At 63.0% G+C, this 26,208-nt stretch carries 25 protein-coding genes and 1 tRNA gene; 16 read left to right on the top strand and 10 right to left on the bottom strand.

What is annotated here, in order from left to right; all coding sequences use genetic code 11:
* Positions 1-455 (top strand): putative sulfate exporter family transporter (locus VKT51_01770; protein ID HLJ82887.1); only part of this gene is annotated, 455 nt, incomplete at its 5' end.
* Positions 456-507: 52 nt separating this feature from the next.
* On the opposite strand, the gene VKT51_01765 is transcribed toward VKT51_01770, so the two are convergent.
* Positions 508-1,269, bottom strand: coding sequence for a sulfite exporter TauE/SafE family protein (locus VKT51_01765; protein HLJ82886.1), 762 nt, complete (start codon positions 1,267-1,269; stop codon positions 508-510).
* Positions 1,270-1,376: 107 nt separating this feature from the next.
* Entirely contained in the window at positions 1,377-2,093 is a 717-nt protein-coding gene (locus VKT51_01760) for a rhomboid family intramembrane serine protease (protein HLJ82885.1), read from the bottom strand.
* 126 nt (positions 2,094-2,219) lie between these two features.
* Between VKT51_01760 and VKT51_01755 the strand changes: the two genes are divergently transcribed.
* The 4 genes from VKT51_01755 to VKT51_01740 are packed head-to-tail and all read left to right on the top strand — an operon-like array spanning position 2,220 to position 6,889.
* Positions 2,220-2,567 carry a hypothetical protein gene (locus VKT51_01755; GenBank protein HLJ82884.1) on the top strand — a complete coding sequence of 116 codons (348 nt, stop codon included), beginning with the start codon at positions 2,220-2,222 and terminating at the stop codon, positions 2,565-2,567.
* 3 nt (positions 2,568-2,570) lie between these two features.
* The gene (locus VKT51_01750) at positions 2,571-3,902 is read left to right on the top strand and encodes an MFS transporter (GenBank protein ID HLJ82883.1); all 1,332 of its coding nucleotides are present in this window, start codon (positions 2,571-2,573) and stop codon (positions 3,900-3,902) included.
* A 49-nt stretch (positions 3,903-3,951) separates the two neighbouring features.
* Complete coding sequence (locus VKT51_01745; protein ID HLJ82882.1) at positions 3,952-4,632, top strand: hypothetical protein; 681 nt, start codon at positions 3,952-3,954, stop codon at positions 4,630-4,632.
* Between the two features lie 4 nt (positions 4,633-4,636).
* Entirely contained in the window at positions 4,637-6,889 is a 2,253-nt protein-coding gene (locus VKT51_01740; protein HLJ82881.1) for a hypothetical protein, read from the top strand.
* Here the strand turns inward: VKT51_01740 and VKT51_01735 are convergent.
* From VKT51_01735 to VKT51_01720, 4 genes are all read right to left on the bottom strand, one after another.
* Positions 6,827-7,969 carry a hypothetical protein gene (locus VKT51_01735; protein ID HLJ82880.1) on the bottom strand — a complete coding sequence of 381 codons (1,143 nt, stop codon included), beginning with the start codon at positions 7,967-7,969 and terminating at the stop codon, positions 6,827-6,829. The genes VKT51_01740 and VKT51_01735 overlap by 63 nt on opposite strands.
* The gene (locus VKT51_01730; GenBank protein ID HLJ82879.1) at positions 7,966-9,147 is read right to left on the bottom strand and encodes a glycosyltransferase family 4 protein; all 1,182 of its coding nucleotides are present in this window, start codon (positions 9,145-9,147) and stop codon (positions 7,966-7,968) included. Before VKT51_01730 ends, VKT51_01735 begins: the two co-directional genes overlap by 4 nt.
* 180 nt (positions 9,148-9,327) lie before the next feature.
* Complete coding sequence (locus VKT51_01725) at positions 9,328-11,829, bottom strand: amylo-alpha-1,6-glucosidase (GenBank protein ID HLJ82878.1); 2,502 nt, start codon at positions 11,827-11,829, stop codon at positions 9,328-9,330.
* Between the two features lie 12 nt (positions 11,830-11,841).
* Positions 11,842-12,315 (bottom strand): hypothetical protein, encoded by a 474-nt coding sequence (locus VKT51_01720; protein ID HLJ82877.1) that lies wholly within the window; start codon positions 12,313-12,315, stop codon positions 11,842-11,844.
* Positions 12,316-12,547: 232 nt separating this feature from the next.
* Between VKT51_01720 and VKT51_01715 the strand changes: the two genes are divergently transcribed.
* The 3 genes from VKT51_01715 to VKT51_01705 all read left to right on the top strand — a co-directional run bounded on the left by VKT51_01715 (position 12,548) and on the right by VKT51_01705 (position 14,161).
* Positions 12,548-12,637: transfer RNA gene (locus VKT51_01715), tRNA-Ser, on the top strand.
* An 11-nt stretch (positions 12,638-12,648) separates the two neighbouring features.
* Complete coding sequence (locus VKT51_01710; protein ID HLJ82876.1) at positions 12,649-13,875, top strand: serine hydrolase domain-containing protein; 1,227 nt, start codon at positions 12,649-12,651, stop codon at positions 13,873-13,875.
* A 7-nt stretch (positions 13,876-13,882) separates the two neighbouring features.
* Positions 13,883-14,161, top strand: a complete 279-nt coding sequence (locus tag VKT51_01705; GenBank protein HLJ82875.1) for an acylphosphatase — start codon at positions 13,883-13,885, stop codon at positions 14,159-14,161.
* Here the strand turns inward: VKT51_01705 and VKT51_01700 are convergent.
* Together VKT51_01700 and VKT51_01695 are read right to left on the bottom strand one after the other, a co-directional pair.
* Entirely contained in the window at positions 14,130-14,879 is a 750-nt protein-coding gene (locus VKT51_01700; protein HLJ82874.1) for a nucleotidyltransferase family protein, read from the bottom strand. The genes VKT51_01705 and VKT51_01700 overlap by 32 nt on opposite strands.
* Positions 14,866-15,645 (bottom strand): inositol monophosphatase family protein, encoded by a 780-nt coding sequence (locus tag VKT51_01695; protein ID HLJ82873.1) that lies wholly within the window; start codon positions 15,643-15,645, stop codon positions 14,866-14,868. Before VKT51_01695 ends, VKT51_01700 begins: the two co-directional genes overlap by 14 nt.
* Positions 15,646-15,710: 65 nt before the next feature.
* On the opposite strand from VKT51_01695, the gene VKT51_01690 reads away from it, so the two are divergent.
* Genes VKT51_01690 through glnA form a run of 4 tightly spaced genes read left to right on the top strand, consistent with a single transcriptional unit; the run spans position 15,711 to position 20,943 of the window.
* Positions 15,711-17,048, top strand: a complete 1,338-nt coding sequence (locus VKT51_01690) for an aminotransferase class III-fold pyridoxal phosphate-dependent enzyme (GenBank protein ID HLJ82872.1) — start codon at positions 15,711-15,713, stop codon at positions 17,046-17,048.
* A 21-nt stretch (positions 17,049-17,069) separates the two neighbouring features.
* Entirely contained in the window at positions 17,070-18,374 is a 1,305-nt protein-coding gene (locus VKT51_01685) for a CBS domain-containing protein (protein HLJ82871.1), read from the top strand.
* Positions 18,375-18,406: 32 nt separating this feature from the next.
* Positions 18,407-19,606, top strand: coding sequence for a helix-turn-helix domain-containing protein (locus VKT51_01680; GenBank protein HLJ82870.1), 1,200 nt, complete (start codon positions 18,407-18,409; stop codon positions 19,604-19,606).
* Positions 19,603-20,943: a type I glutamate--ammonia ligase gene (glnA, locus tag VKT51_01675; GenBank protein ID HLJ82869.1), complete on the top strand. Its 1,341-nt coding sequence runs from the start codon at positions 19,603-19,605 to the stop codon at positions 20,941-20,943. Before VKT51_01680 ends, glnA begins: the two co-directional genes overlap by 4 nt.
* 148 nt (positions 20,944-21,091) lie before the next feature.
* Here the strand turns inward: glnA and VKT51_01670 are convergent, their stop codons facing one another.
* Positions 21,092-22,891 (bottom strand): GAF domain-containing protein, encoded by a 1,800-nt coding sequence (locus VKT51_01670; protein HLJ82868.1) that lies wholly within the window; start codon positions 22,889-22,891, stop codon positions 21,092-21,094.
* 102 nt (positions 22,892-22,993) lie between these two features.
* Between VKT51_01670 and VKT51_01665 the strand changes: the two genes are divergently transcribed.
* Positions 22,994-23,368: a Rid family detoxifying hydrolase gene (locus VKT51_01665; GenBank protein ID HLJ82867.1), complete on the top strand. Its 375-nt coding sequence runs from the start codon at positions 22,994-22,996 to the stop codon at positions 23,366-23,368.
* A 23-nt stretch (positions 23,369-23,391) separates the two neighbouring features.
* On the opposite strand, the gene VKT51_01660 is transcribed toward VKT51_01665, so the two are convergent.
* On the bottom strand, positions 23,392-24,606 hold the full coding sequence (locus VKT51_01660) for a tetratricopeptide repeat protein (protein HLJ82866.1): 1,215 nt from the start codon (positions 24,604-24,606) through the stop codon (positions 23,392-23,394).
* A 164-nt stretch (positions 24,607-24,770) separates the two neighbouring features.
* On the opposite strand from VKT51_01660, the gene VKT51_01655 reads away from it, so the two are divergent.
* The 3 genes from VKT51_01655 to VKT51_01645 all read left to right on the top strand — a co-directional run.
* The gene (locus VKT51_01655) at positions 24,771-25,103 is read left to right on the top strand and encodes a carboxypeptidase-like regulatory domain-containing protein (GenBank protein HLJ82865.1); all 333 of its coding nucleotides are present in this window, start codon (positions 24,771-24,773) and stop codon (positions 25,101-25,103) included.
* 13 nt (positions 25,104-25,116) lie between these two features.
* Positions 25,117-25,938, top strand: a complete 822-nt coding sequence (locus VKT51_01650) for a DNA-formamidopyrimidine glycosylase family protein (protein ID HLJ82864.1) — start codon at positions 25,117-25,119, stop codon at positions 25,936-25,938.
* A partial coding sequence (locus VKT51_01645) for a hypothetical protein (GenBank protein ID HLJ82863.1) occupies positions 25,935-26,208 on the top strand: 274 nt, incomplete at its 3' end. The genes VKT51_01650 and VKT51_01645, both read left to right, overlap by 4 nt.

Here is a 26,208-nt window from a genome sequence, read left to right as displayed (position 1 = left end):
TCTTCGGCACGTGGGCCGGCACCGCGATAAACGATACGTCTTCGGTCGTCGCCGCGGGTTACTCGTACGGCGCGGTTGCGGGCGTGACGGCGACGATCGTCAAGCTCGCTCGAGCGCTCGCGATCTTGCCGCTAGCCGTTGGGATCGCGATCTACATCGGCAGCCGGCGCAGCGCTCGCGCAGCAGGGCGATTCAATTTCGTCGCCGTGATGCCGTGGTTTGTCGCGCTGTTCGCCCTCGCCGCCGCGATCGCATCGATCGGTGTGATTCCGGCGCCGGTGCTGGCCGCGTTGGCGGTGGCCGGCAAGTACGTCATGGTGGTGGCGTTCGCAGGCGTTGGGCTGTCCTCGGATTTCAAGCGGCTGCGCACCGTCGGCGCGGCACCGTTGCTCCTCGGCGCCATCGTCTGGGCTCTTGTCGCGGTTGTGAGCTTATTCGTACAGGGCGTCTTGTAACGTTGTCATCGCTTGCCTGATTGGGCCGACCAACGTCGGCCCCTGCGACGAATCAGCCGTGGATGAAGAAATATGCGGTCATGACGATGCCGACAAATGCGATGAATCGGCGTACGATCGCCTGATCCAATCGTCTGACAAAGCGGGCGCCGACGTAGCCCCCGATGATCGATCCAAAGATCATCACGAGCGCGTACGGCCACACGATGTTGCGCGCGAGGACGAACGCGATGAATGCGACCGTGTTGATGATCGCGGCCAGCAGCGTTTTCACTGCGTTCATCGCATTGATGTCGCGCATGCCCATGAGTCCGAGCGTCGCGAGCATCAAGATGCCGATGCCGCCGCCGAAGTATCCGCCGTAGAATGAGATCAGCGACTGCGCGACGGCGATTCCCGTAACTGCGCGGGGCGACGGCGCCGCAGCGTGCTCTTCCGTTCTGCCGAACCACGCCGATAATCTCGGGCTCGCGATGAACAGCAGCGTCGCAACGCCGAGCAGATAAGGAATGAGTTTCTTGAATGCTTCTTCCGGCGTGCCGAGGAGGAAGAGCGCCCCCGCAAGTCCGCCGATCAAGCTCGCTCCGATGAGCCACGGTAAGAACGCTCGCTCTTTGGGAAAGTCCGTCCGATAGCCGGTGATGCTCGCAAATACGCCGGGCAAAAGCGCCGCCGTGCTCGTCGTGTTCGCGCTGACGGGCGGCACGCCGACGAACAGCAACGCCGGAAAGGTGAGAAAGCTCCCGCCGCCTGCGACTGAGTTCAGTGCGCCGCCGAAGACCGCAGCCAAGAAGAGCGCTACCCAGACCGCCATCGCGCTCCGGTTAGGAGCGGCGCGGGATTATTCCCGTAGTAGGGCAAGCAACGCTTGCCCGAGCTAGCGTAATGTGGTCCGACTGACGTCGGCCCCTTCATTCGAGCTTAGGAGCCTAGTGGCGGAAGGCGGCGCGTGACGGATGGACGCGCGAAGAGCGCGATCACAGCACCGAACAGGAATCCGCCGACGTGCGCGCCATACGCCACGCCGCCTTGCGCACTTCCGCCGAGGCTGATGAATTGGACGACGATCCAAATCCCGATCATGACGAGCGCCGGCACTGTGGTCAACCAGTAGCCGAAGAGCACGCGCACTCGATTGCGTGGGAACAGGACGAGATACGCCGCGAGCACGCCGGCAATCGCCCCCGACGCACCCAAATTCGGTATGACCGAAGTCGGATCGGCCGCAATCATCGCGAGATTTGCGACCACTCCGCACGCCAGGTAGAATATCAGATAGCGCGCGCTGCCGAATGCGCGCTCGATGTTGTCACCAAAAATGAACAGGAACAGCATGTTCCCCGCGATGTGGATGACGCTCGCATGCAAGAAGAGCGAAGACAAGAGCGTGAGGTAGATCGGTGATGGGCCGGGGGCTTCCGGGATCGCGACCTGCGAGCCGTCGGGTGCGAGCACGTACTGCGTCGTGATGATATCGTGGCCGGTCACGATCTCGCGCGGGATCATGCTGAAACCGTCCGTGAACGCCGGATGCGCCAGCTGGAATAAGAACACGAGGACGTTTACGACGATTATGGCGATGTTGACATATGCGAACCCGCCGAGTCCATCGTCATTCTCGTCGCCGAGTGGAATCATGGGATACCGTTCGCACGACTCGCTCGGCGGGCCTCGCGCGCAAATGCGCCCATTTTGCCTCTTAAGAAATAACGGAGCCGGACAAGCCGATGTCGAAGAACACGGTTCCGGAAAGGTACGTGACGCTTGACTCCTGACGACTATATCCGCGAGTTCTTTGCCACGATCAAAACCTATCTCTCGGAGGTGGAATTGAAGTCGTCCGGCAGACACGCGAAGTACAAGAACTCCTCGATCACGGCGGATTGGGCCGGCAACCTCTGGAACGTCGAGCTTCACGACGACGTCCTAGGCCCGATGAAGCGCGTCTACGATCCCGCGATCGCCCGCTCGGCCGAGACGGCCGCGGTGCCGTTCATCGATGCGTTGCGCAAGGCGGCGGGCGAAGAACCGCTCGAGATCGCGATTCGCCCAGGTCCGGGCCGGCGCCACGCCGGCAGACGCCCCGCGGCGGCAACAACCAGCACCACGTAACCTTTGACCCCTGCGACAACGTCGAAGGGCGAATCGTCTACGGTCGTAGACGATTCGCCCTTCACTTCGTTCCATCGCCTGCTCGTCGTTTATGCGAACGGCGGATTGTTCTGCGACGGCTACATCCTGAGCGGCATCGGCGTCGCCCTTTCGCTCCTCGGGCCGCAGATGCACCTGACCACCACGATGACCGGTCTGATCGGCGCTGCGACGTTGCTCGGCATTCTCATCGGCGGTCTGGTGTTCGGGCATCTGACCGATCGTATCGGCCGGCAATTCATGTTCACGGCCGATCTGGCCGTTTTTGTGATCGCTTCTGCGCTCCAGTTCTTCGTCTCCACCCCCGCGGAGCTTGTGGCGCTTCGCTTCATCTTGGGCCTCGCGATCGGCGCCGACTATCCGATCGCCGCTGCGCTCTTGGCCGAACTTGCGCCGAAAGAACAGCGCGGGACGATGCTCGGCGGCACGCAAGTCGCGTGGTATCTCGGCGCCTGCGCAGCATACGTCGTCTCGTATGCGCTGCTCGGCGCCGGTGCGGAATCCTGGCGCTGGATGCTTGCGTCCAGTGCGGTGCCGGCCGCGATCTGTCTGTTCATGCGATTCGGTTCACCCGAATCGCCGCGCTGGCTGCTCAACAAAGGGCGCGATGAAGAGGCGCACGCGACGTTGACCCGCCTGTACGGCAACGCCGAAGGGATGGCAGAACTTGCCGAACGCACGCCCACGCGATTCGGCCGGATCTTCGAGGGCCGCTATCTTCGCGACGTGATGTTCGTCGGCGTGATGTGGCTGCTCCAAGTCACGCCGCTCTTCGCGATATATACGTTCGCCCCCGAGGTATTGGCTGCGCTCCATCTAGGGGGCCAGACATCCAGCGTCATCGGATCGCTCGCGATCAGCGTCTTCTTCCTCGTTGGGTCGGCGGTCGGCTTGCCGCTCCTCTCGTCGTGGGGACGCCGGCCGCTTTGCATCTGGAGTTTCGCCGTCGCGGCGGTTGCGTTTGTGGCGCTGGCCCTAGTCGAAACGCCTTTGGTGACGACGGTCTGCTTCACCGTCTACGCCATCGCCATCGGGGCCGCCACGACGCTCGAGCTCCTGTATCCATCGGAGCTCTTTCCGACCGACATCCGCGCGACGGCGACGGGCTTTGCGACTGCGGTCAGCCGCGTCGGCGCGTTCACCGGCACATTCGTGCTTCCGAGAGCCTTGGCCGCGTTTGGCGTTGGCGACATCATGATGGCCTGCGCCGCGCTCTCGATCTGCGGCGTCGTGCTCGCGATCGCATTCGCGCCTGAGACAAAGGGCATGTCGCTCCGACAAGCCAGTTACCGCTGATTCTCGATCAAGCCGGAATCCGGTCCCACAGTGCCCAAGTGCTTATCCCGTGACCTATCGCAAAACGGCGGACGCGGAAGCCGCGATGCCGGGGCACGCGACCGAGTCGCGATGGCCGGCTTCGCTCGCGCTCATCTGCGCTCTCGTGCTCTACGTCACGCTACCCGAACACCTCACGCTCGGACCGCCATGGATTCTCGCGGTCATAGAATTGGCGCTCATCGTTCCGGTGGCGCTCGTCTTTCCGCGGCGGACTCATCACGATCCGCAATGGCTGCGCACGATCGCGATCGTGCTTATCGCCACGATCAACGCGGCAAACGTGGCGTCGCTCGTTTTTCTCGTCCGTTTCCTCCTGACTGCCGGACCGAAGGCGACCGGCACCGAGCTGCTCATCTCGTCGTTAGAGGTCTGGTTGACCAATGTCATCGTCTTCGCGCTCTGGTATTGGGAGCTCGATCGCGGCGGACCGAACGCTCGGCTAGCGCCCACGCAGCAGCCGCCTGATTTCTTGTTCCCCCAGGTGCTGACACCGTCGATCGCACCGCCGGGATGGCGACCGCATTTCTTCGACTACTTCTACGTCGCGTTCACCAACGCGACGGCGTTCAGCCCGACGGACACCATGCCTCTTACCCAGACCGCGAAGACGCTGATGGCCGTCCAGTCACTGACCTCACTTTTGACGGTCGCGCTCGTCGCAGCGCGGGCGGTCAACATTCTATCGTGAAGTAGTGGCGGTCCACGAATACCGCTGTCCGCCGGATCGTTTGATGACCGGCGCCAGCCTCGGGAATCACGAGCTGTTCCTCAAGTTGACGCCCACGAGCGATTGCGCGGGTCTGTGGAGCGCGCTCGACAACGAGGTCTACTGCGGCCGCTGGGTGACGCAGATCTTCGTGGGCGGCATCACGGCCAAAGGTGTCGAGACCACGCACGCGCCGGCGTTTCAAGCGACGCGCTATCAGATCGGCGAACTGACCGTAGAGAAGATGACGTTCATTCCCGTCCGCGCGGACTTGCTGCGCGTCGTCTACTGCACGGTCACGGCAGATAACCCGAGCGATGTCGCTATCGATGCGGCGGTCGTCTGCGACATCCACTATCCGGCGTTCGTCTGGCCCAGTGTGTACAAAGTGCCCGATCTCGCCCAGCGCAACAAACGCATGCTCCACACGCAGCGCGACGGCGCCGTCGTATCGCGGACGATCGGTCGAGAACAGGAAGTGCGGGTCTTCGGCGCCGACGTGGAACCTGCCGCGACAGGCCTGAACGACCTTGGACTCTCGCAGACTTTTTCGCTCTCGGTGCCCGCACGCTCGCGAGGATCGATCACGATGCGCATGGCGGTCGACCACGGGGGCAGCGAGACCGCTTTACGCAAGTTCGACGACGCGGCGGACGTCCATGCCGCGCTCGCCGCCACAAAGGGATCGTACGAACGGATCCAGCAGACCGGATTCGTCAGAACGCCCGACGCTTCGATAAATCGAGCGTTCGATTGGGCGAAGATCAACACCGTGCGCGTGCAATTGCACTATCCGAGCGGCTACGGCTTTACGAACGATCCGCCGCAGGACGTCATCGTGATGCGCGACGTCGCATGGTACATCATGGGGTCTGACTACCTCACGCCGGGTTTCTCGCGCGACATGCTCTCGCTCTGCAGCAAGTACGGCATCGAACCCGGCGGCAAGATCACGGAATTCATCAACGCGTGCGCGGTCCCGCCGCATAAGAACGACTACGGCCTCAACATCAACGACGATACGCCGCTCTTGATCGGTGCGATCTACCATCATTTCGCCGTGACGCGCGACCGAGGCGCGCTCGAGGAGTTCTGGCCTATGGCGCGCGACGCCGCGCACTGGATCCTATCGCAGCGCCGCGATAGGTTGGTGCACGCGACGACGCGAGAGGCCAATGTCTGGGGCATCGCCGGCTGGCGCAACATCATCCCACAGGGGCAGATCTCGGGCGCGGTCACGGAGATCAACGCCGAATGCGTCTACGCGCTGCGACTCGCCGGCCGCATGGCACGCCTCATGGGCTCCGACGCCGACGAACGCCTTTTCTCGCAAGCTGCAGGCGACTTGAGCAACGCGATGAACGAAAAATTGGTCAGCGACGTCACGGGCCTTTACGTCTTGAATGTCGACCCGGACGGCACGCGGCACGACCTCGTCACCGGCGACCAGATCTTCCCCGTGATGTTCGGCGTCGCCGGTCCCGAGCGCAAGCGCAAGATCCTGGAACGTCTTTTCCAGCCGGATTTTTGGACGCCGTACGGCGTGCGCACCGTCAGCAATCTCGAAGAAGGCTACGACCCGGACTACGGCGTGCACTTATTAGGAGGCGTTTGGCCGAACCTCACTGCTTGGGTGGGATATAGCAGCAAAGGAACGTCGCCGCGCCGGCTCGTCTCCGCGATGCGCAACATCTGGAAGATCAGCGAAGTCGAGAACCCAAAAGCGTACTACAACGTTGTGCCCGGCGAATTCCCGGAGCGTCTTTCCGGCGACACGTTCAAGAGCCGGGGCATGGCGATGAGCCCCTGGATGCCGCCGACGTATGTCTGGCTGATGTACGAAGGACTGCTCGGCTTTGAGCCGAGGACGGAGGGACTGCGCGTCAATCCCCATTTGCCGGACGACTGGTCGTGGGTCGGCGCGCGAGACGTGCCGGTGATGGGCGGAAAACTATCGCTTTTCTACTATCGCAGGCGACTGCACTCGACCATGCCGCTTGGCTCACCGGGCAAGTCGCGCGTGTACGATGAAGACGTCACGCGACACGTGAGCTGCGATGCGCCGTTCTACGTGGCGCTCCGCAGCGGCGCAGAAATCTCCGTGTTCTTGGGAACCGATGAGGCCGGCACGTTCAGCGCGTTTGTGCGCCCACCGCTTGTCGCTTCCGAACAGCGCCTAAACGTCACTCTGCGCGAGGGCGCCGGAAAACTTTTCGCTCTGCGCGCTGCTCCGGTGTAACGCGCCGATCGAGAGGTATGCATGCATGTACGAAAGCGTGCTCTCAGCGCCCTGATTCTCATTGACATGACCCACATGCAAACCATCATGGCACGAGCCCACCGCCGGACGCGCGACCGCTAGCCTCTCGGTGTTCCCGCCATGGTACCAATCGAACGCGATCTCGGCGCCGGTGCGGTAGTGATCTTTACCGGTAAGCTCGTATGCTGCGGCCCACGCGTCGACCATGCCGCACGCCTCGATCGGCTGCTGCGCATAGGCCGCGCGCGAGCCGCCTGCGCGATACCAGCCTTGGTTGCCGATGGGGACGAAGATGCGCTCGCTTTGCGTGACGCCAGCCAAAAATTCTAGCGCACGCAGGCCGGTTTCAGCGAAACGCCGGTTTTCGGTGACTGCAGCTGCGCGGAGCAAGGCCTGCGGCAACCGGCCATTCCCCCACGTCATCGCGTCGCTGAACCATGACCATCGCGGACTTGACGAAGCATCGAAATCGTCGGCCAGTCGATTGCTCAGATCGGACAGCGCAGCGATGAAGGCGGTGCGATCCGCGGGATCGGCCGGTTCGCCTTCGCGTGAAAGCCCGGTCGCGATCTCGGGCGCAGCGGCGGCGGCAAGCCCGAGGACGGCGTACGCGCACGCATGCTGAGTCCTGAACTGCCTGAGCGCCGGAAGCGCGGAGCGGAGCAATGAACGGCCCGCCCCGCGCCATTCAGGCACGGGCGCCAGGCCGGCGGCGACACCGCACGCCCAGACAGCTCGGCCGCACGATGCTTCGGATCCGACGGCTTCAAGAAAATTACCGTCGATGTCAGCCATATTGCGGAACAGTCCGTCCGGCAACGCCGCCGTTCGAACGAAGGCGACCGTCGTGTCACCGATGAGTAGCGCGTAGGGCTGCTCGGCATCGTTGCGCAGCGCCAGCACCGATACGATCCATGCGCGCACGTTGTCGTCGAGGCACGTGCCCGTTTCCGGATCGGGAACTGGTCCGCGAGCGAACTGGATGACTCCGGCCGGACCGAGGAGCGCCTTTAGATGCTCGAAACTTGGATTCGCCGTGCGCTGCGGATCGTGCGTCATCTGCGCGATGTGGAATGCGCCTGCGAGAGAGCGCCAAGCTGCTCGCTCAGGGCATCGACGAAGACACCACGATACGCGGTCGCAATCTTCGGCCAGACCATATCGCGGCCAAAGGCGTAGGCCGACGACTCCAGGCTGGCGCGCAGACCTGGATCATCCAACACCGCCAACATAGCGGCGGCGAGGGATTGCGGGTCGCGGAACGGCACGGTGATGCCGCGCCCATCGCCGAGCAATTCCTTTGCGTACTGATATTCGGTCGCGATGACCGCTCGCCCGCACGCCACCGCGTACGACAGCGTGCCGCTCACGGCTTGGTGCGGATCAAGCGATGGTGAGACATAGAGGTCGGTCGCGAGCAAGGCACCGACGACATCTTCATCCGGCATGTAGCGATTGACGAGTCGGAAACGGTCGCCGAGCGAAAGCTCCGCCGCCCGCGCCTGAAGCGAGTCGCGATAGCGCTCGCCATCCGCGCGGCGGACTTCAGGATGGGTCTCGCCCCAAAGGACGTACGTCACTTCAGGATGACGTTCGATCACTGCCGGCAGCGCCTCGACCAGCGATTCGATGCCCTTGCCGCGGCTCAAGAGACCGAACGTGGAGATCACCGTTCGATCTTCCAGCCCGTGCAGCTGCTTGAAGAACTGTCCGTGATACGGCGAAACGTCGGGAACGCCGTGCATGATCACGTGAACGGTCGTCGGATCGACTCCGTAATCGCGCGCCAAGATCGAGCGGCTCGCGTTCGTCAACACGATGACGACGTCGGCGAGGCGGCACAATTCGCGCGTGACCCGCAGCGTCGCATCGTCGGGATTGGGAACGGTGGTGTGAAGCGTCACCACGACCGGACGGTGCACGGCACGGATGAATTCGAGCAGATATTCACCCCGCTCGCCGCCGAACAGGCCATACTCGTGCTGGATGTTCACGACGTCGGCATCCGATGAGTTCACGAGACGCGCGGCATAGGCGTAGGACGCGGCGTCGTCGCGCCGGATAGAGCCGACGACGAACTCAGGATACAGGCGAGCGGAGCCCTGCTCGTCCATGGCGATGACCGTACTCGTCATCCCGGTCAGCGCATCGTACGCATCGCGCACGTCTTCGGTGAACGTGGCGATGCCACACTGGCGCGGCGGATAGGAACTGACGAACAGCACCCGCGGATGCACGGCCGAACGGCGACTCGACCCGGGCAGCATTGGGGGAAGAAGCTCTTGAAGCAATATTAGTACCGTCCCAGGAGAAGTTGGAAAGTAATCTGCTCGTCCTTATGTCCGAATAATGCGCCGCACTAACCTACTTTCGCCTTGTCGGAGTAGGACGGTTGTTCCGGAACGTGTCCCGGTAAATCAGCGCTTGTTCTGGACTTCGATCAAACGAAAACCGTGCGCTTCGATCGTGACGGCAAGCGAAGCAAGCGCTCGTCCGTTTTTTCGCACTTCTTCTTCCCAAGCATCGCGCTCGCCGTTATAGATGCGGAGCCGGTAGTGGCTGTCGGCGTTGACGAGTTTGGCGATATTCAGTGGGATTGAGGCGGTCTCGTCGCTGACGTTGCCCACTAAGACGACGAACGCGTTGCGACGGGAAAACGCGATGACGGCTGCCACCGCCGAAAACGCTGTCGCGTCGTCGGAGACGTCTTTCTCGTAGCGTTCGGCGTGCGAATCCGTCTCGACGGCGCCCGTGACGTACACGACGAACGAGTCGTTCTGCCGGGTGGCGAAGAACGAGATCTCCTCGCCGTGGTAGCAGATTCGGCGCACTCCGACCCATCCCCAACGACGGGGAATCACCGGGCTGATGTGCGGCTCCTTTGGCGTGAGCATGAGGCCGCAAAGGCCTTCGACCGCAGCCCAGAGGAACCGAGGCGGCTCCCAAGGACTGAGTCGCATGCCGCGGTTGATGAGGCTTTCGCCGTCGAACCACTCGCTGAACTGACCGGGAATCGTGTTGTTCAATTTCGGATCGGCGGCGAAATGTTGGAATGACGACCGCAACGCCCGCATCATGAATTCCGGGTGGTAGCGGGCGGCAGCGAATGCATACCACCACGTCAGGCCGGGCCAGACGCCGCCGATCAATCCGTTGTTCGCCGACGGATCGTAGCGGGCGTCGTTGCGCGATGCCGTGCGCAAACCGGCTTCGGTCCAAAAATCCGGCGCGTTGAGCCGGCTGATGATGCGGTATCCTGTCTCTTCGTCGCAGACCCGCAGCATCACGGGAAATACCTGATCGCCGGTCACGTCGGTGTGGACGTTTCCGTCGAGATCGATGTTCAGATAGTAAAGCCCGTTTTCGGGATTGCGCAGGTGTTCGTCCATCGCCGCGCGGACACGCTCGCCGGCGTCGAACCATTTCTTCGATTCTTGTTTCGGACGATCGATGTTCTCTGCGAGATGGCCCGCTGCCCGTAGTGCCGCCGCGCATTCGGCGTTGATCTCGGTCACCGCGCCGTTCACGCAATAATTCTCGATGATGTTGCGCCAGCCGGCGATTCCCCAGACGTTGCCGCGCGGATCGGCCGCCGTGCAGACGACAAGACCTCGGTCATCCAACTGCGCGATCATGCATTCGGCGGCGCGGGTGACCGAAGGATAGATAGATTTCAGCCAATCGGTGTCGCCGCTGGAGCGGAAATGGTGATTCACCGCCATGATGAAAAGCGGCGTATCATCGTTGATGTTGAGGCCGTAGTCTTCGCGGCGTCCGTCGATCGCGTTGTAGTACTCGGCGATCTTGCCGTCGGGATATTGCAGCGCGGCGAATTTCTCGAGCAGCGCGCGTGAGAAGTCCGGCTTGAAGTGGTCGCAGCCGAAAATGAACCACGCCGCGTCGCGCATCACGACGTTCGACGACATTCCCGGCTCATTGGTAAAGGCAGGTCCCTGCGGATACGTCCCCATCACGCGACGCATGTTGACCTTGCTCCAGAGCGCGCCATGGTTGATCGAGATGTCGGGGGTAAGGACACGCGCTTTGTCGAGCATGTCTTCCATGTGCGACTCGGAGTCTTTCAGCGCGCTTTCCCATCCTGCCAGCTGCGCCCGCACGAGGCTGCGCTTTGGCTGGCCGCCGTTGTAAGCGCCTGCCATCACGCAGAAGTTGAATGTCGAACCGGGCTGGAGTGAGATGTCGAGTTGCAGCGCGCCGAGCACATCGCCCCGAGCAGACGTATCATTCTTGAGTGGTACTTGATGCGATGGGTTGGTGACACTTCCGAAATTGAACGACGTCGCATAGCGCGTCGGCGCAACGTCGAGGCCGAACACGCGAACGGCATCGCGATCGCTCTCGTTCCATGCGACGAGCCCGGAGATATCGTCGTCAAAATGCGCGACGATGTCGTCGCTCATGTTCCCGCGCAAGCGCGCGAATGCGGTCACGCGTAAGTTGTGCGCGCAGTCGTCCGTGCTGCGCAGTTCTGAGGCGACGAATGCGACGGGCGGGTCGCACAAGTCGTTCGTGAGCGGCACGAACGTCGTCTCGGTGACAGACACTGCACCGCCTATTGAGAACCGGCGGCGCGAGAAGACGGGGTGAAGTTCGACGGTGGCCGGCGCGTCGTGCTCGAGCGCGATGTATGTTGAGGCCGCGTCTTCCGAGCTGGCATCCTTTGGCACGGCCCCGCTGCCCGCGTACCGGATGATCACCGATCCAAAAAACGACGTGCCGCGATCGAGACTGAAGACCCGTTCAATCGCGCCGGTGCTCTTCGTGTTGACCCACACGGCACTGTTTCCGAGGCTTGCCCCGACTTCGAGCTCTGTCTCGGAGACGGTATACCACGGGATGGCTCGGAGACGCGGAGAGAATGAGGCGGCGACGGGGAACGCGTACGAGCGCTTGGCCATGACGCTAGTCTATCACGACGGCAGCAAGCGAGCGAAATCCGACGGCAACGTGTCCTCCGGTTCTAGATCCTTGAGCAGGGGCTTTCCGGCGGCCTTGAAAGCGGCGGCCACGAATTCGCTGCACGTGTAGCGTCCGCGGCTCGTGAAGTTGACGTGCAGATGCGCGAATAGCCGGTCGAGTCCGAGCGAGATCAAATCCCACGGATCGTAACCATCTCCTATCCTCTTGATAGCCCACGCGACGGCTCGCTCTGCGACTTTCTTGTCCGGCGGATCAATAACCACCCACCGTCTTCCACGTTTCGATTCGATGGCGGTTCGCACGACGCCGCGCGGCATCGCTTCGACTATATACCTCTCGTCGACCGCGATCGCCACGTGATAGTATGGCGAGCGCGTGAAGAGCGTGACAAGCTTGAAATGCCCTTTGGGTTGGTAAAATAGAACGATGTCGCCTTGCGAAAACGCCGGTGTCGTCGCGCTCATGCAGTCATTTCGTCGAACGGCGCCGTCGGGCGCCATGGTGGCAGCGGTCATCGTGGACGTCGGCGGACTTTGAGCGCAATCGCGTTCGCCACCTTTGCGAAGGGCGAAGACCGCCGGGAAATTGAGGCGAAATTGAGCGGGCGTTTGAGACTTTACGCCGGTTGGCGTGGCATGATCGATCTCACGGGAGGCGAGCTCCGACAAGCACACGAACGCGCCGCATGCGACGCTCGGAGGGGTGGCAGAGCGGTTGAATGCGACGGTCTTGAAAACCGTTAGAGGCGCAAGTCTCTCGTGAGTTCGAATCTCACCCCCTCCGCCATCGAGGCCGCAATGCGCTTCCCATTCGCCGCGATTATCCTGGCATCGTGCATCAGTGTTCTATCTGCGTGCGGGGGGTCGGGCGCGATTGTGGGTCCGCCCGTGATGGCGACTCCCAAACCGACGTTGCCGCCGACGAGTATCGACGACATCGTTCAGAACAATTACCCTGGCGGCTGGGGCGTGGAGCTCGCGATTTACAAGAACGGCGCGCTTGCGTATGAAAAGGGATACGGGCTTCGCGATCGCGGCTTGCCGGACACGTTCGTGAACCAGAATATCTGGGGCATCGAGCAGCCGGACAAACTTTTCAACATGCCGCGCGGTCAGTTCAAACCGGATGCGGCGACCGCATTCGATCTCGCGTCGGTGAGCAAAGAGTTCACCGCGGGCGCGATTCTGCTCTTGCAACAAGACGGAAAGCTCTCGGTCAACGATCCGCTCTCCAAGTATTTTCCGGGCATACCCGACGCGACGCAGATCACGCTGCTAGATCTGCTGAATCATACTAGCGGCTTGGTCGAATACAACAATTTCGGCTCGTACCCGGACTTCAGCGCCGCGTATGCGCAGTTCATGGCGGACGGGCAGACGAACTATCAGCCGATCGCCACCGCGCTCCAGTCGTTTCCATTGCTCTTCACACCCGGAACGCAGTACAACTACAGCAACACCGACTACGTCCTGCTCGGCACGATCGTGGCGCACGTCAGCGGTGAGCCGTTAGGGACGTTCTTGCGTCAGCGCATTTTCGGGCCGCTCGGAATGACGCAGACGAATCAAGGATATCCGACGCCGCCCGTCACGGACCTCGCGCTCGGCTATGCGTTCGACGGTGTCTCCGTCGTGCGGACCTGGCAGTGGAACCTGCAGTGGCTCGCTGGACCCGGCGGGCTCACATCCACCGTTGGCGATATCGAGAAATGGGATGAAGCGGTGCGAGCGCCGGGGATCTTCACGCAGGCGTCGTTGACGCAGATGTTCACGCCCTGCGCCTTCCCGCAATCGTACGGCACCTACGCCGACGGCTGGTTCATATCTACGCTCGGTGGTCACCCCTACGTCTGGCACGACGGTGCGATCGGCGGCTTCGTCACGATGAACGCGACGTTCCCCGCCGACGACATCGACATCATCGTCCTCGTCAACGATTTCACCGGGACCGATCCGTATTTCATCATTCCGCAGCTTTTCCCAATCGCCCTGACAATGAATAACGCTCCGAGCCGGCGACATTAGCTCGCGAATGCCGAGACTCCACCTCACCGTCCGCGGTCGCGTCCAAGGCGTGTTTTATCGATCGACCGCGCTCGAGCGCGCGCGCGACCTCGGCCTCAGTGGGTGGGTTCGCAATCGGACCGACGGGTCGATGGAGATACTGGCCGAAGGCGACGAGGAATCGATCGCAGCGTTGCGCGCGTGGTGTGTCAAGGGACCGCCCGGCGCAGTCGTGCGATCCGTCGAGGAGATCGACGAGCTCGAATCCGGCGAGTTCAGCTCGTTCGGCGTGCGTGGGGACGTCTAGGGCGAGCCGAATCTCTCTGCGCGCGGAGCAGATCAGCTTCCGTGTCCACGTCGTCGAACGCGCGAGGTTCGGCTGCGCGCACAAACCGGAGGCGCTTGCGCTGCGTCGCCGCATACGATTTCGCGCCCAAGTCGCCCTTGAGTTTTGCAAGCGCCGGATAGTCGCGTCGAGGATACGCAACGGGCGCTCCCCAGACGCTGCCCGTCTTGAGCGCGACGATTGATGTGCGATGGAGCTCAAGCTCTCGGATGAGGGCGTTGACGTCTTCGCGCGTGATGTTGGGCTGATCGGCCAACATGAAGATGCACGCGTCGTAGGAGGCGGCCGTGGCCACGCCCGCGCGGATCGAAGAGGAAATGCCCTCACGCCATTTCGCATTCGTCACTATCGCGCAACGTCGCGGATCCGCGACAGCGAGCAGTGACTCCGCGTGCGCACCGGCGATGAGAAAGCACGCGACGCCGCGCGACGCGCATGCGGCGTCGATCGCGCGCTGAGCGAGAACAGTGCCGTGCAGCAGCGATGTCAGTTTGGCACCGCCAAAGCGTTCACCGGCGCCGGCAGCGAGGATTACGACCGCGACCGTCGGAGTTAGGAATGTGGGGCGGACCTTTACGGCCCGCCGGCGGACCGTAAAGGTCCGCCCCACATTTGCCGTCCGCCCCACATTTGCCGTCCGCCCCGCATCCGCCGCGCCACCCACCTTATTTCTCGCCACGAAGCACGTCGAGCATCGCGTCGTGCACGAGTCCGTTAGAGGCGATGAGTTCGCCGCAATCGATGCGCAACGGAGCGCCGGAATAATCCGACACGCGCCCTCCCCCCTCGTTCACGATGAGCGCGCCGGCTGCGACGTCCCAGGCGTGCAATCCAGCTTCCCAAAATCCTTCGAATCGCCCGGCCGCGACGTAACAGAGATCGAGCGCAGCCGAACCATCGCGCCGTATGGCTTGCGCGCGGCGCATGAAGCGCCCCATGACACGCAAGTTTTCCAAATCGTCATCCGCCCCGATCGGCGGAAATCCGGTGACGAGCAATCCGTCGCGCAGATCTGAACGAGCAGAGGCATGCAGCTGCGCGCCGTTCAAATGCGCTCCCGCGCCGGCCGCCGCGCTGAAGAGTTCGTCGGCCATGGGATCGTACACGACACCGACCTGCAAGCCGTCGCCGGACTCGTACGCGATCGAAACGCTGAAACAGCGATACCCGTGCGCGTAGTTCGTCGTGCCGTCGAGAGGGTCAACAATCCAGCGGCCGCTGCGCGCATCGCCGGACGTTCCGCCTTCTTCACCTAGGATCGCGTCGTCCGGGAAGTCGGCACCGATGATCTCGCGGATGAGACGCTCCGACGCCGTGTCGGCTTCGGTCACGAGATTGGAGCGCAGGCCTTTCGAGCGCACCCCAAGCGCGGAGCCGAGCATGTCGCGGAGAAGTTTCCCGGCGGATCGGCTCGCGCGTTCGGCCGTGCGCAATCGAAGATTCATGGCGAGCGCGCCTTCGCATACGAAGGCAAGATTCCTCATTTATATTGTGGAATGCGCTGGACACGGTGTTGCACGAGAAAGCGGAGATCAAAAACCTGAAACTGCCTGGCCCAACGGGCGCCGGCGTTGTCGCGCGCGAGACGGCCATGATGACCACCGGGACGAAGACCGCGCCCATCGTCGTGAAGCAGGCCAGCGGGCTCATGCTCGAAGACGTCGACGGAAACGTCTTCCTGGATTTCACGAGCGGCATGGTGGCGGCAACCGGTCATTGCCATCCCAAGGTCGTCGAGGCGATCACGGAGCAGGCCAACCGCTGGCTGTTCATCAACAGCCCCGATTTTTATTCGCCGCTGCAGGCCGAGGTGGCCGAGAAGCTCGCGGCCCTCGTGCCCAGTCTTACCGGCAAGAAAGTCTTTCTCTGCTCGAGCGGCACCGAAGCAAACGAAGCTGCCTTGAAAGCCGCGCACTGGACCGCTCCCACGCGCAAGCGCGTCATCGCCTTCCTCGGCGCTTTCCACGGCCGCACCATGGGCGCGAATTCGATGACCGCCAGCAAGGCGGTGCAGCGCGCGCGGTTCACACCGAACATCCCGGACGTGCATCACGTGCCCTACGCGTCGTGCTATCGCTGCCCGTATAAGATGACATATCCGGCGTGCGATGTCTGGTGCGCGCGCATCATCGAAGAGGTATATTTCAAGCAGCTCATCCCGCCGGACGAAGTGGCGGCCATGTTCGTCGAGCCCATCCAGGGCGAGGGCGGCTACATCGTGCCGCCGTCGGAATTCATTCGCATCATCCGCGACATGTGCGCGCGACACGGCATCGCGTACGTGGACGACGAGGTGCAGTCCGGCATTGGCAAGACCGGCAAGATGCTCGCGATAGAGCATCACGGCGCAGCCGGTAATTTCACCTCGCTCGCCAAAGCGCTCGGTTCCGGCGTGGCGGTCGGCGCGCAGATCATGGATGCAGGCTACGACTTCGGCGCCCAAGGCGCGCATTCGAACACGTACGGCGGCAACGGCATCTCGCTCGCCGCGGCGAAGGCCACGCTCGAAGTCATCGAATCCGAGCGGCTCGTGGAGCGCGCCGCCGAGATGGGCGCCTATTTCATCGGCAAACTTCACGAACTGCAGAGCGTGCACGACGGCATCGGCGACGTACGCGGCAAAGGCCTCATGCTCGCCGTGGACTTCGTCACGAACCGCGTCACGCGCGAGCACGATACGGAGATGCGCGACCGCGTCACCACAGCCTGTTACCGGCATGGCCTCATGGTTCTGCCGTGCGGTTTTTCCGCGATTCGCTTTACTCCGGCGCTTGTCGTCGATCGCGAGCAGATCGATCGCGCCATCGATATCTTGGATCGTTCGATCAGAGAAGCCAAAGGCGCGTAACACGCTGGAGAAGGCGACGCCATGGAACTACGCGAGGAGTTCGTCAGCGAGTTGTGCGGACGCGCCGTCACGCTTGCGAACAAACGCTTCGGGAAGCTCGAGGACCTGTCCATCGCGGGCAGCGACGAGGCATTCCCGCCGATCTCCGGCGTCCTCGTGCGAGCAAACGACGGCGCGCTGCTGTATGCGCCGTTTGCGACGGTCGCGGCGATTGACGAACACAACGTCACCCTGAAGAGCGAACCGCTCGACGACGCCCGATCGGGGCGGCCGGCGGGCGAGCTCCTGCTGCGCAAGGACCTCTTAGACAAGCAGATCCTCGACGTCGACGGCCGTAAGGTCGTGCGCATCAACGACCTAAAACTCGCACCGGCCGGCGACAGCTTGCGCGTCATCGCCGCAGACATCGGCATGTCGGGACTCTTGCGCCGGCTTGGCCTACGCGGGCTCGGCCAGCGGCTGCTCGAGAAAGCGTCGCGCCCGGGGATCCGCAATGCGCTGATCTCGTGGGATACCGTGCAGCCGCTGCATCGCAACGAAGCCGGCGACCCGATTCGCCTGCGGGTGCCGCAAGACAAGATGCAGCGCATCCATCCTGCCGATCTCGCTGCGATCATCGAAGATCTCAACGCTGCCGATCAAGCGTCGCTCATGGGTTCGCTGGATGAAGAGACGGCAGCCGACGCCTTCGAGCAGCTCGATGTCGACACGCAGCTTTCGATCCTCGAGGACATCAAGCCGGATCGCGCGGCGGACATCATCGAGAACATGGAGCCCGACGACGCCGCCGACCTGCTGAGCGAAGTCGAACCCGAGAAGCAGCTCGAGATCCTCAATCTCATGGAGCCCGAAGAAGCGCAGGACGTACGCGAACTGCTCTCCCACGACGAAGAGTCGGCCGGCGGACTCATGACCACGGAGTATCTTTGGATTCCGCCGGGTTTGACCGTGACCGATGCGTTTGCGCACATACGCAACGGCGCCAAAGACGCCGAGCTCGTCTACTACGTCTACGTCCTGGACGACAAAGAAAGCATCATCGGCGTCGTCACGCTGCGCGATCTCATCACCGCCGATCCGAACGCCAAGGTCGCGGACATCATGATCGACGATGTGGTGACCGCACACACAAACGACTCGCGTGAAGAGATCGCGTCGATGATCGCGCGCTACGATTTCTTGGCGGTGCCGGTCGTGGATGATGCCGGGCACATGCAAGGCATCGTGACTGTGGACGACGCCATGGACGTCGTGCTGCCGGAGAAGCTGCGAAAGATGCTGCCGCGCATGGGACGTTCGCGAGCCAAGAGCCGCGTCGGTACTTAAGGCCGTGGTCTCGTCTGAATGCGTCGTCCCCTTTGAACGCTGACGATCTCGCAGGCCTCGCCGAGCGTGCGGCGCGCGTCATCACGGGCGGCGGCGGTCTGAAGGCGCTCGCGCAACTGCTCGCTGATGCGACCGAAGGCGCGGTGCTGATCGAAGATGATCAGTGGCGCCATTTGGCGGCAGCGGAATCCCGCGCCGGCCTCGGCGCTTTGCCTGCGAGTTTTGCTGCGCTTCACGGCGATCAGCCCAGCCGCGACGGCATCGTGCGCGCAAAAGTCACCGAATCTATCTCGGCCTTGTGCGCATCCATGCCCGGCGGCGCATCTGAAGGAAACGCCGGGCATGTGACGCTTTTCCTCAATGGCAAGGCTCCGAGCCATGCCGCCGCCGCGTTGCGCGTCGTCGCCGGAGCGGCGGGTGTTGAATGCGTGCGACGCGGGAGCGGGCGTGCGCAGGCGCGCCGGACGTTTTGGGAGCGGTATTTGAGCGGCGGATTCGTGGACGTCCACGCCTTGCGCGATGAGGCCGCCGAGGCGGGCGTCACGTTGCCGCCGTCGCTGGTCGCCGCGGTCTTCGACGTCGAAGGCGCGGCGCCGCAGACCGCGCGCGATGCACTTGCGCAGGCGCTCGCGGCCGCCGACGCGGTCTTAGCGCCGATACCCTCCAGCGCGCCGCTTGCGCTCTTCCCGGTGAAGAACCAGGCCGACGTCGCGCGCGCGCGTCAAGCGGCGGCGCATGCAGTGCGCGTGCTCGTGCAAGCGGGCACCGCGCGCTCGGTCGCTTGCGGCGTCGGCGGCCACCGGCCGGATCTTCTCGATCTGCCCGAGTCCGTCGCCCAAGCGCGCCAAGCGCTGACGCTGGGCTGTCGCCTCTTCGGACGAAACTCGGTCACGACGTATGCCGACCTCGGTCTGTACGCGCTGCTGCACGCGGGCGCCGACCGCGACGCCTTCGCCGCATTCGCGGAAGCGGCGCTCGAACCGCTCGCTGCCTACGATCGCAGACATCGTACCGACCTGCTGCACACACTGCGGCTCTATGTCGAGGCCGGCGAAAACGTGAAGATCGCGGCCGAACGTCTGTCGGTGCATCGTCACACGATCTTCTACCGGCTCAACCAGATCTCGCAGATCTTGAAGATCGACCTCAAATCTCCGAAAGACCAGCTCTCCGTGCGAGCGGCGCTCGCCATACGGCAGATGCATCGCGGCGAGGACGCAAGCCAATCATGACAAAACGCGAGCTCATCAAACGAGCCAAGGAACAAGGCATCCGTTTCGCGCGGCTGCAGTTCAGCGACATCCATGGCGTCACAAAAAACGTCGCGATCCCCGTCAACGAGTTGGACGCGGCACTCGAGGGGAATATCGTCTTCGACGGTTCATGCATCGAGGGCTTCGTCCGCTTCGAAGAAGCCGACATGTATCTCGCACCCGATATCTCGACATTCGCCGTGTTGCCCACCGTCCAGGGCGCACCGCTCGAAGCGCGCTTGATATGCGACGTGATGAATCCCGACGGCTCGCCATTCGAAGGCTGCCCGCGAAGCACGCTGCGGCGCGCGATCGATGGCGCGCGGGCCGACGGCTTTGCAGTGCACGCCGGCGCCGAGATCGAGTTCTTCCTTTTCGAACACGGTCCCGAGGGCCAGCCCACCACTGTGACCGCGGATCGCGGTTCATATTTCGACCTGAGCCCGATCGATCGCGGGGATGTCGCGCGACGCGATGTTTCGATCGCGCTCGAAGAGATGGGTATCCGTGTGGAGGCGACCCATCACGAAGTCGCGCGCGGTCAGCACGAGATCGATCTCGCGGGCGCCGATCCTCTCGCCCTCGCCGACGCGATAGCGACGGTTCGCTTTGTCGTGAAGACCGTTGCTGCCCGTCATGGATTGCATGCGACGTTCATGCCAAAGCCGCATGCCAACGAGGACGGCAGCGGCCTCCACATCATCCAGCATCTCACGCGCGATGGCGCGAACGCGTTCTCGGAGTCGGATGCATCGGAAGCGGCCCGTCCTACGGCGCCGCGTCTGAGCGAAATCGGCTTGGCGTATGTCGGCGGATTGCTCGCACATGCGCGCGGCTTCACCGCGATCACCAATCCGACGATCAATTCGTACAAGCGCCTCGTACCCGGTTACGATGCACCGTGTTACGCGTCGTGGTCCGAACGCGCGAAGAGCGCCCTGATCCGCGTGCCGCCCGAACACGGAGCGGGCGCTCGCGTCGAACTTCGCTCGCCCGATCCGTCATGCAATCCGTATCTTGCTTTGGCCGTCGTCGTCTCGTCCGGCCTCGATGGCGTGCGCCGCAAACTCGTTCCGGGTGATACTGTGGATATCAACGTGGCAGGCTTGGCGGAGGCCGAACGCGTCTCGCTCGGCGTCGAACAGCTGCCCACCTCACTGCAAGAAGCCATCGCCGCGCTGGATGAGGACGCGCTCGTCCGCGCCGCGCTCGGCGATCATTCGTATCATCGCTTCCGCGAAGCAAAGCTCGCCGAATGGGAAGACTACCGGCTGCAGGTACACCCGTGGGAGTACGAAGCCTACCTGCAATTGTGATGTAGGGCGCGCCTTTATGGCGCGCCGGGACGTTGGGCGCGCCTTTATGGCGCGCCGGCGGGATGTAGGGCGCGCCTTTATGGCGCGGCGGCGGGATGTAGGGCGCGCCTTTATGGCGCGCCGGCGGACCATGAAGGTCCGCCCTACATTATGTTGGGGTGGCTTCGCGCATGCGCGCGGTTTCGACCGCCAGGCCCGCGAGCTGCGCGAACACCTCGATCGTGCGCACGGTCTCGTCATCCGGCACGAGACGGTTGCGCGGGTCGTCGGGTGAAAGAATACCGATGATCTCGCCGCGCGAATCGAAGATGGGAAAGATCAACAAGTCGAGCTCGTGCCAATCTCCCGGTTGGATGCGCGGCAGCACGACGAGGTCTTCGTTGCGCGTGATACCGCCGTCCACGTTGAGCTCCATCGGAACGTAGTAGTAGGTGTTGCGGTACTTGCCGCGCGGAGACATCATGCGCCGCATCTCCGCGACCGATGTTTCCTGGCCCACGACATCCGGACCGTAACCGAGCGCGGCACGCCGCACGAAAACGTCGCGGTTTGGTTCGCGCGTCGATATCGAGCCGGCCGCGAATCCGAAGGTATCGAGCGTCACGGTGAGGATATTGCGCAACATCGAGTCGAGATCGCGCTCGCGGAAGATGGCGGCGGTGACATCGAGGATGCGCGCCAAGCGGTCGGCTTGGCGGCGGCGTTGCTCAGCCAGCGACTCTGCATCGGCCGAACGCCGCTCGAGCGCGAGGGCACGATGCTGTTCGGTGGAGACGAGATAGACGTTCTCGATCGCCGCAGCCGCGAGCCGGGCGAAAAGTGCGACGTTGCGCATGGTCGCCGTTGACGGAACTTTTTCGTCGATCGGCGCGTCCGGACAGAGCACGCCGATGACATCGCCCGACGACGACGTCAGGGAGATGAAGAGATTGTCGGCTTCGTGCCATGCATCGCGAGCCGACCGCTGCTCGATTGCCCGTTCCGGCCGGTAGCAGAGATCGGGATCCACATGCCATGTCTGACGCTCGACGGGCACGTAATAGACCGATGGCGCGATACAGAACCGGTTGTCTAATTTGATCTCCACGCTTGCGAACGACACTTCGCGTTCGAGCAGGCGCCGCGCGACAGCATCTGTATAACCCGAGACGGTTCGATAGGCGAAAATCTCGCGTTCGCGCTGCGCGACGAGAATGCCGCCGCAGCGAAAGCCGAATGTCCGAAGCGTCACGTCAAGCACGCGGTCGAGCAGCGCGTCAAGTTCGCGCTCCCGCAGCAGCGTCACCGCTAATTCGACGACGCGCCGCAACGTGTCGGCCTGCGCCTCGGAGTCGGCGCGCTTCGTGCTTTCGCTTGCGACCGCCGTCTCGAGCGACGCGCGCTGCGCCGCGAGCATGTCCGTGCGCGCGACCGTCGCGCGCACGAGCATGCCGGTCATGAGCACGGTCAGCCACGTGAACGCGACTTGCGCGAGAAGGTTCAGCGCAGCCGGTTCGCCGACGATGCCGCTTCGATGGAAAACGTAACCGGCGAACAGCAGCAGCGTCGTGAGCACGCCGGTGATGGCCGCGCCGATCTCCCGTTGGCGTGTCGCGGCATAGACGATGAGGGCAAGCATCGCGGCCCAGGCGGCTGCGACCGTCGGCCAATAGAGATAGACGAGCAGAATCGACGAGCCGATGTCGAACGAGACGAGCAGGTGCGTGATGAGCCGGATGCGCGTGAGATCGTGCGCGCGTTTGACGTAGACATACGCAAAAAGACCGGCACTGAACCATGCGATGATCGGCAACGGCCGCAAGGCACCCGCCGCCGGCCACGGTAAGATGAGCACCAAAGTCGAGGCGATGATCGCCGCGATCGTCCGCCCGCGCAGCATCTCGAGCTCGATGCTGCGGCGTTCTTCGAGCCGGTCGTCGTCGTGCGGATCCGTGCCGATGATCACCATCAGGTTATCGGCAGACCCCCGAGCTGGTCGGCATATGGCCGGGCCGGAATTTCGCCTGGTGGTTTGACAGGGTGGCGTGCGGGCGGCGCGAACTCGGCGCCCATGCGACCGATAAGCACAGCCGCGGCACCCAACCCTGTCGCCGCGTACTCTCAAGGCGCCGAAGCGGGCGGCGTCGTCTACACGGCCGGCCAACTCGGCTTCGATGCAGGCTCCGCCGCGTTCCCGGCGGACATCGAGACGCAGACGCTCAATGCGCTGACGAACGTCCGCGCGATCATCGAAGCGGCGGGCTGCCGCGTCGAAGACATCGTCAAAGTGAACGTCTTCCTAACGGACATGGCGCAGTTCGATGCGATGAATGAAGTCTACAAGCGGTTCTTCGGCGGGCACAAGCCGGCGCGGAGCACGGTCGGCGTCGCGGCGCTTCCGCGCCCAGGCGCGCTGATCGAGATCGACGCGGTCGCCTCGAAGTAACTCGTCGGCGAGAACGCGCGCCGCTAATGCGGCGTGAGCGCAGCCTCGACTTCAGAGAGCTTCGCCTGGGCAGTCACGTCGCCCGGCGTGATCGCGAGCGCCGCCTTGTACTGATCGGCCGCCAGCTGATACTTCTTCTGCACCTGGTAGACGTCACCGAGACCGAAGTGAAGATTCGCGCTGCGCGGTGTCACAGCGAGCCCTTTGATGAATGCCGCTTCGGCGAGATTCATCAAACCGTGGTTGAAGTAGATCGAGCCGAGGTTGAAGTACGCGTTGCGATCACCGGGATCGAGCTCGATGGTCTTCTGGTACAGCTCGACCGCTTGCGTGAATGATCCGAGATAATCGTACGCGACGCCGAGATTCTCGTACGAAAGCGAGAACTGCGGGTCTAACGAGATCGCCTTGTTGATCTTGACGATCGCGCCATTGTAGTCGCTCGTCTTGATGAGTTCGACGCCCCAGTTCATGTACGCGAGGTAGTAGCTCGGGTCCAGGCCGAGCGCCTGCTGGTACTCGCGGATCGCGTCGCTGTGCCGGTTTTCATCCGCATACGCGACGCCGAGCGCGTTCAGCGCATCGACGAAGCGCGGATCTTTGTCGAGCGCAGCGTTGTATTGCTCGATCGCCTGATCGTACTTATCCTCGGCTTCATACACGATGCCGAGATTGTAATGCGTGCCGGGTTCGAACGGTTCGCGCTCCATCTCGATGAAGTATTCGCTTTCGAGCTCGGACAGCCGCCCCTGATCCTGATAGACCAGCACCAAATTAGCGAAGCCTTCGCGCAGCGGAAGGCTCTTGCGGAATTCGGAAAGCGCGTCGTCGAAACGATCGAGCGCCGCATACACGCCGCCCAGCCGGTTATGGACATCCTTATTGTCCGGCTCTTTCGCGAGCACCGCGAGATAGGCGCGTTCCGCAGCCGCGAAGTCCTGCAGCCGGTATTCGACGTCGCCGAGCATCTTTTGGATGTCGAGATTGCCGGGGTCGATTTCGGCGGCGCGCTTTAGCTCGGCGAGCGCTTCGGCGTTATGGCCTGTCGCGATGTTCGCCTGCGCCAGCGCGAGGAGATCTGATGCCGAGCCGGTGGTGGGCCGAGCCGTGCTCTGCACGGGTGCGCCAGATGGAGCCGGCGCTGAACCCGTCTGCGTGTCGGCAACGGCGCGTGCGGCGGTCGACGCGCTGATCAGCATAACGAGCGCCAAAAATGCGAATATCGGACGCGGCTTCATCTGTGGACACTCCTTGTCCCAAACCCTGTGGAAGAGAGTATACCCCCGTGGTCGGCTCGGTTGCAATGGTCTGCGGCGCACACTAAACGGGTCCCCAGGGCGAGCGGGACAGGTGGCGGAATGGACATCCCTTGCAACCACAGGGTTAGGAAAGGTACCATCTCATGCGCTATGCGCTTGCGGCCGCCCTGGCACTCGGTTTGACCAGTCTCGTGGGCTGTACGAATCCGAACTCAATCGGCGTGCAAGTCTTCGGCGCCGTCACCGTGCATTGCCAAAAAGCGTCCGACGGGAGCCCCGTCGCCGGTGCGCTCGTAAGCGTCGGCAGCACCGCCGCGCTGAACACCGATGCGAGCGGCAACGTCACGTTTCCGCAAGTGCCCGCCGGCCCGCAGACATTCATCGCCAGAGCGCCCGGCCTGACCGGATCCGCGCAGCTCACGGTCGTTGAGAACGGCAATCAGAACGTTTCGATCGACATGACCGCGTCGCAGTAGCGACGGCTTTCGCTTGCCCGAACTGCCCGAGCTCGAGCTCGTCGTCAAGACGATGCGCGAGCACGCGCTGGGCCGGACGGTGCAAGCAGTCGTGCTCAATCCGAAGCGCGCCTTTGTCATACGGCATCCGCTCGAAGATTTCGCGCGCGAGCTGACGGGCCGCAAACTCGTGGCGGTGGATCGGCGCGGAAAATTCGTGCTCTTCGGCTTCGCCGGCGAAGCGCTTCACCTGGTCATCTACGCGATGCTCGGCGGACGGTTCGCGCTCGCATCGCGCGCCGCGCCCGAACTACCGGCCACGTGTTTCACGCTGCAGTTTGATCGAGCGCTGGATTTTCGTTTTCTTGACTCGACGATGGGCGCGCGCATCTATCTGACGGATTCGCCCGAATCTGACGTGCCGTCGTTCGGCGAGCTCGGACCCGACGCGCTCGATCCGGCGCTCACGTTCGACGTATTTGCGGCGCGGCTCAAGCGCCACCGCGGCGAGATCAAGAACGTCTTGCGCAATCAAGTGTTCGTGGCCGGCATCGGCAACGCGTACTCCGACGAGATATTGTTCGCCGCACGCATTCGCCCACTGCGCCGAACGAGCACGCTCTCGGAGGACGAACGGAAAACATTGTACGACGCGCTGCGCTCCGTGTTGCGGGATTCGGTTGCGACCGTTGCGCAGCAGTACGCCGGAAAGCATCATCCGCTGCACAAGCAGGACCGCTCGTTCATGAAGATCCATGCGCGATCGAAGTCTGTTTGTCCGCGATGCGGCCACCGCATTTCATCGATCCATAGCGGCGGTGAATCGACGTATTACTGCAGGGAGTGTCAGCGATGATCGGATCGCCGGCGCGCCTTGGCCCGCTGTTCGGCGCAGCATACGATCGCGCGTTTTTTACGACCCTTCGATCGTGGAAGGTCGTCGGGCTGCTGATCGCGATCCCGGTCGTGATCGGCGTGTCGCAAGGCCGTGCTTTCACCATTGTGCTTGGCTTCGGCATCGCGACCGCGCTGCTCGTGCCGTGGTCCTTTTTTGCGCTTGCAAATGCGATGCGCGTCGTATACGATCCCGCCTTCAGAATGACATGGAAGAAGGCCATGAATGTAT

This window comes from Candidatus Eremiobacteraceae bacterium, assembly GCA_035295225.1.
In the GTDB taxonomy this organism is placed as follows: domain Bacteria; phylum Vulcanimicrobiota; class Vulcanimicrobiia; order Eremiobacterales; family Eremiobacteraceae; genus JABCYQ01.
The sequence above is the reverse complement of the archived record's forward strand: the minus strand, read 5'-3'. Positions and strand labels throughout refer to the sequence as shown.

What these genes read in the sequence shown, in the direction of transcription:
- VKT51_01760 (HLJ82885.1), bottom strand. Translation starts at nt 2,093, where the DNA reads ATGATTCCACTCGGCGACGAGAATGACGATGGACTCGGCGGGTTCGCA.
- VKT51_01735 (HLJ82880.1), bottom strand. Translation starts at nt 7,969, where the DNA reads ATGACGCACGATCCGCAGCGCACGGCGAATCCAAGTTTCGAGCATCTA.
- VKT51_01695 (HLJ82873.1), bottom strand. Translation starts at nt 15,645, where the DNA reads ATGAATCTTCGATTGCGCACGGCCGAACGCGCGAGCCGATCCGCCGGG.
- VKT51_01655 (HLJ82865.1), top strand. Translation starts at nt 24,771, where the DNA reads ATGCGCTATGCGCTTGCGGCCGCCCTGGCACTCGGTTTGACCAGTCTC.
- VKT51_01670 (HLJ82868.1), bottom strand. Translation starts at nt 22,891, where the DNA reads ATGGTGATCATCGGCACGGATCCGCACGACGACGACCGGCTCGAAGAA.
- glnA (HLJ82869.1), top strand. Translation starts at nt 19,603, where the DNA reads ATGACAAAACGCGAGCTCATCAAACGAGCCAAGGAACAAGGCATCCGT.
- VKT51_01765 (HLJ82886.1), bottom strand. Translation starts at nt 1,269, where the DNA reads ATGGCGGTCTGGGTAGCGCTCTTCTTGGCTGCGGTCTTCGGCGGCGCA.
- VKT51_01665 (HLJ82867.1), top strand. Translation starts at nt 22,994, where the DNA reads ATGCGACCGATAAGCACAGCCGCGGCACCCAACCCTGTCGCCGCGTAC.
- VKT51_01685 (HLJ82871.1), top strand. Translation starts at nt 17,070, where the DNA reads ATGGAACTACGCGAGGAGTTCGTCAGCGAGTTGTGCGGACGCGCCGTC.
- VKT51_01710 (HLJ82876.1), top strand. Translation starts at nt 12,649, where the DNA reads ATGCGCTTCCCATTCGCCGCGATTATCCTGGCATCGTGCATCAGTGTT.
- VKT51_01720 (HLJ82877.1), bottom strand. Translation starts at nt 12,315, where the DNA reads ATGAGCGCGACGACACCGGCGTTTTCGCAAGGCGACATCGTTCTATTT.
- VKT51_01725 (HLJ82878.1), bottom strand. Translation starts at nt 11,829, where the DNA reads ATGGCCAAGCGCTCGTACGCGTTCCCCGTCGCCGCCTCATTCTCTCCG.
- VKT51_01660 (HLJ82866.1), bottom strand. Translation starts at nt 24,606, where the DNA reads ATGAAGCCGCGTCCGATATTCGCATTTTTGGCGCTCGTTATGCTGATC.
- VKT51_01705 (HLJ82875.1), top strand. Translation starts at nt 13,883, where the DNA reads ATGCCGAGACTCCACCTCACCGTCCGCGGTCGCGTCCAAGGCGTGTTT.